The following is an 11,002-nucleotide window of genomic DNA, read 5'->3' as shown; positions in this document are numbered from 1 at the left end:
TCACCTGAAGCAGTGGCGGGGTCTGGCGACCCGGTATGACAAGTACGCGATCATCTACAGGGCCGCTGTGGTCCTGAATGCTGTGCTCGCATGGTCAAAACGATTGTCAGACATGCCCTAGGTGTACTGGCCGGAGACGTTGATCAATCGTGCGAAGGGCGGCTGGTTCCCGCAGGCCGTGTGAGGCCGGTGCTGGTTGTAGTAGCGCAGCCAGGCGTCAAGCTCGCCCCGGCGCTCGGATTCGCTGGTGTAGCAGCGGGCGTAGGCCCAGCCATCTGCGAGGGTGCGGTGGAACCGCTCTATCTTCCCGTTTGTCTGCGGCCGATACGGCCGTGTGCGCTTGTGCCGGATGCCCAGGTCGGCGCAGGTGTCTCGCCATAGGTATGACCGGTAGACACCGCCGTTGTCCGACAAGACGCGCTCAACGGTCACGCCGCGGGCGTTGAACCATTCGACGGCCCGGACCAGGACGCCCGTGGCGGTGAGGGCGGTCTCGTCATCGTGGATCTCCGCATAGGCGACGCGCGAGTGGTCGTCAATGACGGTGTGGACATAGGCCTTGCCCATCAACGGGTCCCGGTACTTGTTCCTGGGCTTGTCCGGGGTGGCAGCGCGGTTCTTTTCGCCTTGCTGGCGCCCGACGTAGCGCCAGCCTCCGCCGTCGGGGATGTTGCCAAGCTTCTTCACATCAACGTGCAGCATCGCTCCAGGATGGTCGTGCTCGTAACGTCGAATGGGCTCTCCGGTTGCTCGGTCGACGTGCGAGAGGCGGTTCAGGCGCACGTCGACCAGGATTCGGTGGACGGTCGACGGGGCGATGCCGAGCCGGCAGGCCAACTGCACTGGCCCTTCCCTCAGTCGCAGCCGCAGGCTGATGCAACGCTTGGTGATTTTGCTGCTCGTCTTGTTTGGCGACCGGTGGGGTCGTGAGCTGCGGTCCTGCATGGGCTCTCCGGCGCGGTAGCGGTCGGCCCAGCGCTTCACGGTCGGCCAGGAGACCTGGAAGCGGGCGGCGACCTCGCTGATCGGCCAGCCGTCGTCGACAACGAGACGGGCGACGATCAGTCGGTGACGAGGGGTGAGGGCTGCATTGGCATGCGACATCTGGCTCTCCTCATGGGAGACGGGCGGCCTCCGCAGGAAAGCCGCCCGTCGAGGGTGGTGGATTGTTGGTTCGGTCAGAGCGCGGGGAGCAGTTCCTCGTGGATCCAGCTGGTCAGGGTGGTGGGTGTCGTCGTGGTCAGAGTCCGTGGCTGTTCGGGGTGGAAGCCGTCGCGCAGTCCCGTGCTCATGCCCAGGACGGCGTCGGCCATCGCGGGCGGCATGCCGGCGGTCAGGTACTGCTCGCGCATAGCCTGGTCGCTGATCTGCTCGACCCGTACCGGATGGCCGACCTGGGCGGTGAGGATGTCGGCCACCTGATGCCAAGAAAGGTCCTGCGGACCGTGGACCGCCTGGATGCGGCGCCCGTGCCACGCGGTGTTGAGCAGGGTGAGCGTGGCGACCTCGGCGATGTCGCGGGGAGCCACCCAACTCATCGCATGATCCGGTGGCAGGACTGTCCGGATTGTTCCTTGGCGCACGGCGTCAAGGTCTAGGAGGAGGTTGGTGAAGAAGTAGCCGCAGCGCAGGTGGGTGGCATCCACGTCGAGGTTGTCAAGGGCGACCTCGGTGGCGGCGAGGCCGTCGATCTCGCCGACGCCATGGCGTTTCTCGGCGCCCACACTGCTCTGGAACACGACGCGGCCGATGCGGTTGGTGGTGACCGCCTCCACCAGGGCGTCGGTGGCCGCGGCGTAGTCCGCGAGGGGATCGGCCGACAAGACGCTGGGATCGACCCAGTAGAGGGCGTCTACGCCGCGCGTGACCGCGGTGACCTGTTCGGGGTTGGTGGAGTCGGCCTGCACCACGTCGGCGTAGTCGCGCACCGACTGGGGAATCGTCTCGGGATGGCGAGCCAGCAACAGGGGGCGCACACCTGCTCGGATGAGCATGGCTGTGACGTGGCGCCCGACGTGACCCATCGGGGTGGTGACGGCGATTCGCATGCGGGTGTCCTTTCCTGCGGTGGTGCCCACGACGCTAACCACAGATGCGGCCTGATCTGGTCCTCATTTCGGTCGAGAATGACGTCATGGACAGTCCCTCCTCGCGCGCCCTGGTGCTGCTGTCGCTGTTGCAGACGCAACGTGCCTGGACGGCCTCGGAACTCGCGCGGCGTCTGGACGTCGCCGAGCGGACCGTTCGTCGAGACATCTCCCGCCTGCGATCCCTCGGCTACGACATCCGCTCCATGCGGGGGCCGGGCGGCACCTATCGACTGGTGCCGAGCATCAAGATTCCCCCCCTGCTTCTCGATGCCGACGAGGTCTGTTCCCTGGTCACGGGGCTGCTGGTCCTGGAAGCCGGAGGTACGGGCACGGCTACCGCGACCGTGCGAGCAAAACTCGAGCAGCTCCTACCACCGGGCCTACGTCGCCGAGCTGCAGCGACCGCGCTGGCGACCCAGGTGATCACCCCCGCCGCCAACCTCGCGGACTGGCACCTGCTCGGCCTGCTGGCCGAGGCCGTCGCCCAGCAGCAGCACCTGCACTTCACCTACACCGACCAGCAGGGCCAGGTCACCGAACGCCTCGTCCACCCCTACCGACACGTCCTGCGCAACGGCATCTGGTATCTCATCGCCTACGACACCAGGCGCGTCGCTTGGCGGCTGTTCCGCCTCGACCGCATCGACAACGCAAGCCCGCAGGCAGCAGCCCACGACTTCGACCCGCCGACCTTTCCTCATACTTCCATCGAGGACTGGCTCACCACCGACTTGGGGCGCCAACCACCCCAAGTCAACTAACGTCCCCGACCAGTACATCTAGGACTGCTCCAGGTCGATCCGCACCTCGATCAGCGTGTAGCCGGCCCGGGTGAACGCCGCCGCCATCGGAGTGTTGACCGCATCGGTGGTCGCGGTGATTCGTCGAGCTCGATCCTCGATCTGGAATCGGGTGATGTACGCGAGGATCTCGTCCACGTAGCCGTGGCCGCGGTGCTGCGGCAGGACGGCTAGGTACCCGACGTTGCGGTTGGTCGGGGTGGCGGAGGGGATGGCCAGCCCGATGATCTCGCCGTCGTGGGTCTGCGCAACGCGCCACCACGAGCGGTTTCCTGGGCAGGAGAGGTAGTAGGCGATCTCGTCACGGGCCAGGTTCGCCGCCGTGGTCTGCTCCAGCTCGCGTGCCGTCATCACGTCCAGTGATCCTGCCGCGGCATCGGCGAACAGGCGCGTGAACACCTCGTCGCTTGCCGGAGTGAAGCGCAGGCGGGCCGGATTGGGGGGCACCGTTCCGCCCCAATCCCATTGGAACTGCAGGCGCTCATTCACGCGGCCCAGGCCGTTGGCGCTCGCGACCTGCCTCTTCAGCCGGACGTTCTCTGCGACCTCGGGCTGGTCTCTCCACCCGACCGGCACCCGGAGGGTGTGAGGCAGCAGAGCTCGCCTGTCTGGTGCCTCGACGAGGACGCGGCCGTGGGTAAGAAGTCCGGTGAGAACCTCGCCCGGCTCCCAGGTGCCTGGCGCGACGTCCCAGAGGTCCAGCGCAATGGGTTCCTGGCTATCGCGCCCCCACCACATGGCCCGTCCGATCACGTCGCCGTCGTCATTGGTGGCGATGCATGACCACTCGGGCTTCATTCGACCGGCTTCGATCTCGGTGAGGATCGCTTCGTTCGTCAGGCCGGAGGCGGTATGGGATGGCAGGGCAGCTGCTGCGCGTAGTTCCTCGAGCGAGGGGCGGTGGAAGTCCATGGCACCCACTATGCGCGACATGTCTAAGGCCGCCTAGTTGCGGTGCTGCTTAAGAGCTGGTGAGCGCTCACCCACTGTCAAGAGCTGAAGCTCTCTACCGGGTATGCAGCATATTCACGCGTTTGTGCAATCTTCGCTGCATCTCGACATCGGAGCTACAGGGCCTTAAGTGTCAAGCTGTCGAGATGCAGTGGAGACCGCACACGACACGCGGTGAAGACTCCACAGGCGCCATTTTCTAGCACCGCGTGTGCAGAGTCTGTCCCCCGAAGTCGGGGGACGTCAGCGACGACAGCCCTGCGAGGGCTCAGACAGATGCACTGCCAGCGAGCATCCATCGGCAGGCCCAGCCGGCCCACGGTGCCAGGGATACTGGTCCAGCAGCACGGGCTCCCCATGCGATGGATCCCGATCATGCGACTAGGCGAGAGGACGCAGAGATGGGATACGCAGCGCGCCGCAAGCGCGAACAGCGGGCTCTCCGCCGGGAGGCTAGGAACCTTGGCACGGGACTGGAGCTTCTCGTCGCGCCTTCGCCGACGAGCGGCCCGGGTGCAAAGTTTCTCGACCGAGATCTCAGCTTGATCAGAGCGGGTCTGCTGTACGCCGACAGGGTCGAACTGCTGTCGCCTTCTGCCCTGATGTTGAGTGGCGTCGCCTCCATCTCCGACCCGACCGCCATGATCGCGCTCCTGAACCAGCTCGACGCGGATACCTTGGCCCACCTAGGTCTCAGGGGTGATCCAGCGAAGTTCCAAGCGGTCTTGCTCCAGTTGCAGGCAACCATGAGGCTCTCCAGGGAACAGAGGCGCAGCCTTACAGCTGCGCAGCGTTCCGCGCTGGATGAAGTGCACGCGCGTCTCGAGCAAGCCGTAAGCCAGCCAACGACGAGGGCGAAGCTGGAGTCAATGCTCGAAGAGGCCGGCGCGCCGGAGCTAGTCGAGGCCCTAGACGCCGGGGTTTTGCGCGTGAGGACAGACATCGGGGCCGCAGACCCGGAGGCGATGTTCGCAAGCTACCTCCAGGCTTTGCGCGCGGCGCTGGTGTCTCCCACGACAAATCTCCTCGTCGACGACCAGGTGGCCTCCGTGGCCCGGGCGCTGATTGAGAGCGGGCAGGTCTCGCCGAACCAGCTCGCCGTGGCGCGAGCCTCGCGCGCCCGTTCGGGTGCGGGACTGATCAGTCACCTGCCAGCATTCCTGGGCGCGGATGTCACCTCGGTGCTGTCAGCCCGCGCAGAGCTCGAGGCGCCACTGGGCCGATACCGGTCTGCGGTGAGCGAACTGACAGAACGCATGAAGCTGGGTCCTTTCGACGAGGGGCATGGGGACGAAATTGCCGACTTTTGGCGCGACGAAGTCCGTCCGACCGTTGACTCCCTCCGCGCAGACCTGAGCGTCTCCAGGCTCACTCGGGATGCAGCGCTGAACGTCGCCTCAGACACCAAGGCCCTATTCAGCGGCGGAGCGGTCTTCTTCGGTCTCGACTGGGTTGCTGAGGCGCCCACTATGGCTGCCGCGGCGGCCGGCACTGTCGCAACCACGGTGAAGGTCGCAGCTGACGCCTACAAGGGGCGTCAGCAACGCCGTGAGGATGCTAAGAGCCACGGGATGTTCTATCTGCTCGAACTCGACCGCCGACTCCAGCATCGGGAGTAGCGATGGTCTCCGAGCAGGACTCTTCGCGTCCCGCCGACCGCTCGATGCCCGCGCGTCTACGAATCAAGGCCCCATCGCATGGGCGATGGGGCCCAACGCGCGATTGCTGGGCGATCGCCTGCGACCGCAGGCACCGGCACCCGTCGTCCTTAGCTAGGGCCTAGGGCGTGTCTCCGGGTGGGGAGGGGCTGCAGCCTAGCTACGCGTTTGGGTGATCTTCACTGCATCTCGACAGCAGAGCGGGACGGCGGCCGGACGACCGCGAGCAGGACCGCTGGAAGAGGGGTGGAACTGTCGAGATGCAGCGAAGATTTCACGCGACTCCCGATGAACTCTGGTCAGTGTGGCCACGATCCGACCATCACGAAAACCGCGCGCCCTAGCCGATGGCGTCCGAGCCTGCGCGGGCCCATTCCAGCACTTCGATCAGGGAGGACGCCCGCGGCGGTTCTGCCCGCTGATCTGTGCTCCCGTCTCGGTTCAACCAGATCCCACACAGCCCAGCCGCGCTGGCGCCCTGAGCGTCTACCTCCAAATTGTCACCGATGAACCAGGCAGCATCGGGCGAAACTTCCAAGGCAGCGCAGACCTGGTGGAACACACGCGGGTCGGGTTTGCGCGTACCCATGGATGACGATGCGAAGAGGGGGAGCTCGCTCAGGCCGATGGCTGTGAGCTTGGCGTGCTGCTGCTCCTCGTCCCCGTTGGTTACCACGGCCACTGAGGGCCGGGGGCGCACGTCGGCGAGGCCCTGCAGGAAGGGCATCACATCCTCGCAGGGGCGCCAGGCGTGCTCGTAGGCGGTCCGGTAGGTATCAAACCAGGCCAACGCGCTGGTGCGGTCCAGTCGGGTGCGGCCGTAGTGGGCCAGGAACGCGCGGACGCGGCGCACCCGCTGTTCCTCGAACGTGGTCTGCCCGTCCAGGTACTCCTGGAAATGGATCCGCTCCAGCTCACGCCACAGCAACAGAGCGGAAGAGTGGTTCGCATCAGTCAGACCCGCCTCCTGCATTGCCTGGCCGAGCGCGATGCGGGCGGCGCGATCATGATCCAGGAGGGTCCCGTCCAGATCGAGCAACAGGGCTGCTGGTGGGGTCATCCCAGCCCCAGGAACCTGCGGAGCTCGTCGGCTCCCGTGATCCGTACCGGCTCGTCCCCGCGGACGAATCCCCCGGGCTGCAGCTCGAAGAACACCTCGCCGGTCGGCACGCCGCGACGCTCAGCCTGGCCGCGGCCGGTCTCCAGGTAGCCAACCTTCTCGCTGACCCGCCGGGAGGCGGCGTTGTCCTCCCAGGCGGAGGAGGTGACGGCGTCGAGGCCCAGGCCGTCGAACGCGAGCGCGCACATCATGCGCCGCATCCGAGTGCCCAGCCCCTGGCCCTGAAACGGCAGGCCCAGCCAGGAGCCGGTCTCCAGGCGGCGGGTGCCAGCGACGTCGGGACCGTTCATGCCCTGCATGCCGATCACCTGGCCGTTCCGCCGCACCACAAGCTCGAGGCTCACGTCGCCGTCCACAGTGCGGGTGAGGGTGGAGGCGTAGAACCGTAGGTAGTTCGCGGGCATCTCCTCGGCCGGGGCGTCCGTCCACGGGAACAGGAACGGCGTCCAGGAGGGGTCGTGGATTCCGCCCGCCACCACGTCGAGCACCTCCGGCACGTCGGCCTCGCGCAGCGCGGTCATCCGCAGGTCACCGGCCTCGACGACGAGTCCGTAGGGCGGCCAGATCTCCTCGAGAGTGCGCGTCACGGTTGAAACCTAACCGAAGTGATGCCTGACCGAGGGCATCTCCGTGGTGCGTGCACTCGTCAAGAGGTGGAGTGCTCCAAGCCGTATGAAACATATTTGCGCGTTTCTGAAATCTTCACTGCATCTCGACATCGAGGGCGTCCACTCGCACAGGGTGGGCGCCCTTGATGCTGTCCGGGCTGTGACGATAGGGGACGGCGTAGATGGCCAAGAGTGCCGGGGGTCCTGGTGTCGAGATGTAGGGAAGATTGCACACGGCCCGCGGTGACCTCTTCATAGTGCGGGCCAGACTCGTGGGGCACGAGCAGCAGAGGGTGGTGCGATCCCTTAGTCTCGAACGGCTTCGATCCACCCATGCCGACGTACGCCCGGGTCCTGGCGCGTGCCATGGTCGGTCACGGTGAACCCCGCTGCTGTCAGCAGCCGTGCGAGCTCCTGGTGCGGCCAGTACCAGGCCGTGGTCACGGCATGGTCGAAGGGCTCCACTCGGTCTCCAGCGAAGAAGCCCACCAGCAACGATCCGCCCGGGGACAGCGCCCGGTGAGCGTGCTCGAGCAGTTGCGGCAGCTCCCGGGGAGGCGTGTGGATGATCGAGTACCAGGCAAGGATCCCGTCAAAGGCGGCGGTGGGGAGGGTTTCGAAAGAGCCAGACTCCAGACGCACTCCGGGGTGAGTGCGGCGAGCGTGGGCTATGAACTCCTCCGCCGGATCTATACCCGTCACGTCATAACCCAGGGCATCCAGGTGGGCGGTCCAATGGGCCGGGCCGCAGCCGACATCCGCCAGAGCCCCGCCAACCCGCCTGGCCCACGCCTCGACCTGCGCTCTGTCCGCGTCTGCCACCACGGTCATGGCCCCAAGTAGCTTGGCGTATTCGGCGGCCCGGGTCCCGTATGCCTCCCGGATGGAAGGGCTGTGCTGCTGCACTCCTTCGGATTCTGCGGTCATCGTTGGCCCCGGTCGGCGCTCCGCTCGCCGTGAACAAGTCCCAGCGCTGTGCAGCGGTAAGGCAGGGGAACGAGGAAGGACTGCTCCCCGGTCACCAGGGCCGCCCCGGGAGGTCGATCTCCCCAGCCGGCCAGAGCTGTCCGGCCCCGCGCAACGGCATGACCAGCAGAGGGTCCCCCTGAGTGCTCCGCGTCGGTTGTCCGTCGCGCCCGATGCAGCGTTCGGCTGCAGTAATGCGCCGCCATCCGCACGAGGCGTAGAAAGGCACCACGGACTCGTCGCAGCCGAGATAACCGAAGTCCGCGGCGGAGTGGGCGCGCATGGAATCGACGGCGGCCCGCATCAGCCGTTGGCCCAGGTAGTGGCCGCGGCCGTTCGGGGCGACCAGCACACCTCCGACGCCGGCGATCTTGACCGTGTGACCGCCCACAGTGATCGAGCGTCGGGCCCATCCGATGTGCCCAACGGTCTGTGCGTCCAGGGTGGCGATGACATGCATGTCATGGGGTGCGTACCCGTAGGGCTGGTCGGGATCCCACTCCCCGAAGTCCTCGCGGTACTCGGCAGCGAAGAGGCGGCTCAGGTCATCCAGCTGATCAGGCGTCAGGTCGGTATGCCAGCTCAGCCCGATCTTGGGCGAAGACGAAGGGTCCAGATCCATGCGCGAATTCTGGCACGTGGCTTGGATATAGGGCCGCGCACAGTGGCTATCGAGTTGCGCTTCCCATAGGAGGGCCATCATGTCAAGGGGCTAGACGCTCAAACCGGTATTGTCGAGCTGCAGCGAAGATTGCACGACCGTGTCATCCCGCAAGCTCCATCACGGCGTCGGTTGGCCCCCCGCTCGCACGGACTCGTCTCACCGGGCAGGCGAAGGCAGTCCACGTCCTAGGTCGAACTGCGTATCTGCCGTTTCCAAGATCTGTGCCCACTCCCCGGGCGTTGGATGGTGACCCATCCCGGCGACCTCGAACAGTGCGCTTGCCGGGGCGGCGCCGGCGAGTCTGCGCCCCTGATCAGGTGGCGTCATGGTGTCTTCTGTTCCGACCACGACCAGCAGCGGATGGACTAGCTGATCCGCGTGATGCAGCGGGGACGAGTCTTGCCACTGCCGTGGCTGCAGGGTCTTTTCCAGATAGCGACGGACCCCGCCGAAAGCCGTGTCCTGCGCGAAGGAGGACAGCTCCGTTGGGGCGTTGACCAGGACCACGCCGTCGAGGGCCCCTGCAGGCTGATCCGCCGCGGCCAGGGCTGCCATCAGCCCGCCCATGGAAAACCCCACCAGCACGATGCCCGACACCTCCGGCTGCCAGCGGATCCAGGCCAGGACCCGTGAGATGTCAAGGGAGGCGCTGAGCCCGTAGTCGTCGACACCGGTGGAACCGTGCCAGCCGCGCAGGGAGATGCCCACCGCGTGCCATCCACGATCGAGCACCTGGCGTGCGACCGGGGCCATGGTCGAAGCATCCTCACCCCACCCGTGCAACAACAGGATTGCTGGCGCCTGCCGGTCACACCACCAGGCGTACCCGCCCAGCTGCACGTCCTCGAACTCCAACAACACCGGGACTGCGCCGGGAAGACGGGGCAGCACCGTGGTGCCGGTTGGGTGTGGGGTCAGCGGGCTCTCCATGAACCCATGGCAGTCCCGTGGTGCGCGGACGTCAAGATTCCCAGCGGGTTTTTCGGGTGGCGAGCAGGGCGTGGTCCATGGCCCGACGACACCGACTGTGTTGTCGAGATGCGGCGAAGACAGCGCACCACAAGCATCCAACTCCTGGCAGATCGGCACGCTCCGCGTCGTTGGGAGGAGTGGAAGCATAGAGGAGGCTGCCACTCGGCTGACGGGGCTAAGCGCCGTGCAGGATGCGAGTGGCGATCTGGTCCGGTGGCTCAGTCGCGGTGATGCGATGTTCATCGACGAAGGGCAGTGGCTGCCAGCCGTGGTACCACGCCGCCATCTCGTCAGCGGAGAACTCTGCGGCCTTGGGACGCATCGCGTGCCGGCGGGCAGTCTCCTCGAAGGTCAGGTCGAAGGCGTAGAACCGAGCATCGTCACTGGCCGCCGCAACTCGTTCCAACATCGGCCCGTACCGCCCTGCGTGGAAGATCCCGTCGAGGATCACGTGATGTCCGCGCTCGAGGCAGTGCAGTGCGGCGGCTTCGAGCAGGTCGGCGTGCGCGAGGCTGTCCTGCTCACGTTCGGCGTAGATGCCCCGTCGGAAGTGGTCCTGGCTCAGGAGGGCAGCGGGACCATCCAGGCGTTCCTGGAGGAGACGCGCGACCGTGGTTTTCCCGGAGGCTGCGTTGCCGCGAAGCACGATAAGCATGATGCCAGGGTAGATGCGAGAGCTGGCCGAAGATGGGCTCCGTGTGCGCGCCACAGCGTGTGTAGAGATGCAGCGAAGATTTCACACGACACGCGGTGAACCCTTCTCGGAGCAAAACCTTCAGCGGGGTCTGTGAAATGTACCCCTCGGCCGCCGAGAGAGTCATCAACGCCCAGGGTCAGTACATCTAGCCGACCACCCTGACCGCTGCGTCGCGGACATGTCCCAGGCGCGCGCCTGACAGTGCGCTCATGCCGGGAAGGCGATTCTGAGGCCGTGCCACCTGCCGCTCGACTTCCGCCTCAGGCACCGGGTGCAGAGGAGTCACCTCTCGTGGTCGACGGCGGGCTATCAGTCGGGGATGCTCTCGCGTGCAGCCTTGCGAATCTGTGCTGAAGAGTTGAGTCCCTGATAGTGGTGTAACCCTCCCCGGCCGCCAACACCGTCCCCCACGCGGACGCGGTCACCGTGGGAGCCTTCGAGTGAACCTTCCACAGCACTCTCGAAAGGACATCACC

Annotated in this window: 11 protein-coding genes and 1 pseudogene; 3 read left to right on the top strand and 9 right to left on the bottom strand. The window is 66.2% G+C overall.

Features of this window, described 5'->3' with window-relative positions; translation table 11 throughout:
• Positions 1-121, top strand: a pseudogene (locus tag MHY29_RS09045) (IS5/IS1182 family transposase); the annotation flags it as partial.
• Here the strand turns inward: MHY29_RS09045 and MHY29_RS09040 are convergent.
• Both MHY29_RS09040 and MHY29_RS09035 read right to left on the bottom strand, forming a co-directional pair.
• Positions 118-1,104: an IS481 family transposase gene (locus MHY29_RS09040; RefSeq protein ID WP_239240471.1), complete on the bottom strand. Its 987-nt coding sequence runs from the start codon at positions 1,102-1,104 to the stop codon at positions 118-120. The pseudogene MHY29_RS09045 and the gene MHY29_RS09040 overlap by 4 nt on opposite strands.
• A 74-nt stretch (positions 1,105-1,178) precedes the next feature.
• Positions 1,179-2,048, bottom strand: coding sequence for an NAD(P)H-binding protein (locus tag MHY29_RS09035; protein WP_239240469.1), 870 nt, complete (start codon positions 2,046-2,048; stop codon positions 1,179-1,181).
• Between the two features lie 86 nt (positions 2,049-2,134).
• Between MHY29_RS09035 and MHY29_RS09030 the strand changes: the two genes are divergently transcribed.
• Positions 2,135-2,851 carry a YafY family protein gene (locus tag MHY29_RS09030; protein ID WP_239240466.1) on the top strand — a complete coding sequence of 239 codons (717 nt, stop codon included), beginning with the start codon at positions 2,135-2,137 and terminating at the stop codon, positions 2,849-2,851.
• An 18-nt stretch (positions 2,852-2,869) separates the two neighbouring features.
• Here the strand turns inward: MHY29_RS09030 and MHY29_RS09025 are convergent, their stop codons facing one another.
• Entirely contained in the window at positions 2,870-3,802 is a 933-nt protein-coding gene (locus tag MHY29_RS09025; RefSeq protein WP_239240464.1) for a GNAT family N-acetyltransferase, read from the bottom strand.
• 440 nt (positions 3,803-4,242) lie between these two features.
• Between MHY29_RS09025 and MHY29_RS09020 the strand changes: the two genes are divergently transcribed.
• Complete coding sequence (locus MHY29_RS09020; RefSeq protein WP_239240461.1) at positions 4,243-5,460, top strand: hypothetical protein; 1,218 nt, start codon at positions 4,243-4,245, stop codon at positions 5,458-5,460.
• A 379-nt stretch (positions 5,461-5,839) separates the two neighbouring features.
• On the opposite strand, the gene MHY29_RS09015 is transcribed toward MHY29_RS09020, so the two are convergent.
• From MHY29_RS09015 to MHY29_RS08990, 6 genes are all read right to left on the bottom strand, one after another.
• Positions 5,840-6,538, bottom strand: coding sequence for an HAD family hydrolase (locus MHY29_RS09015; protein ID WP_239240458.1), 699 nt, complete (start codon positions 6,536-6,538; stop codon positions 5,840-5,842).
• Between the two features lie 17 nt (positions 6,539-6,555).
• A complete protein-coding gene (locus tag MHY29_RS09010; RefSeq protein ID WP_239240455.1) occupies positions 6,556-7,206 on the bottom strand; it encodes a GNAT family N-acetyltransferase in 651 nt (216 codons plus the stop codon).
• A 327-nt stretch (positions 7,207-7,533) separates the two neighbouring features.
• Positions 7,534-8,133, bottom strand: a complete 600-nt coding sequence (locus MHY29_RS09005) for a class I SAM-dependent methyltransferase (RefSeq protein ID WP_239240452.1) — start codon at positions 8,131-8,133, stop codon at positions 7,534-7,536.
• A gap of 112 nt (positions 8,134-8,245) precedes the next feature.
• Positions 8,246-8,815 (bottom strand): GNAT family N-acetyltransferase, encoded by a 570-nt coding sequence (locus MHY29_RS09000; RefSeq protein WP_088477521.1) that lies wholly within the window; start codon positions 8,813-8,815, stop codon positions 8,246-8,248.
• 198 nt (positions 8,816-9,013) lie between these two features.
• Positions 9,014-9,787, bottom strand: coding sequence for a S9 family peptidase (locus tag MHY29_RS08995; protein ID WP_186306097.1), 774 nt, complete (start codon positions 9,785-9,787; stop codon positions 9,014-9,016).
• A gap of 217 nt (positions 9,788-10,004) precedes the next feature.
• Positions 10,005-10,484 (bottom strand): AAA family ATPase, encoded by a 480-nt coding sequence (locus tag MHY29_RS08990; protein WP_088477523.1) that lies wholly within the window; start codon positions 10,482-10,484, stop codon positions 10,005-10,007.
• Positions 10,485-11,002 lie beyond the last annotated feature (518 nt).

It is taken from the genome of Micrococcus sp. ACRRV, from assembly GCF_022346985.1.
GTDB lineage: Bacteria > Actinomycetota > Actinomycetes > Actinomycetales > Micrococcaceae > Micrococcus > Micrococcus porci.
The sequence above is the reverse complement of the archived record's forward strand: the minus strand, read 5'-3'. Positions and strand labels throughout refer to the sequence as shown.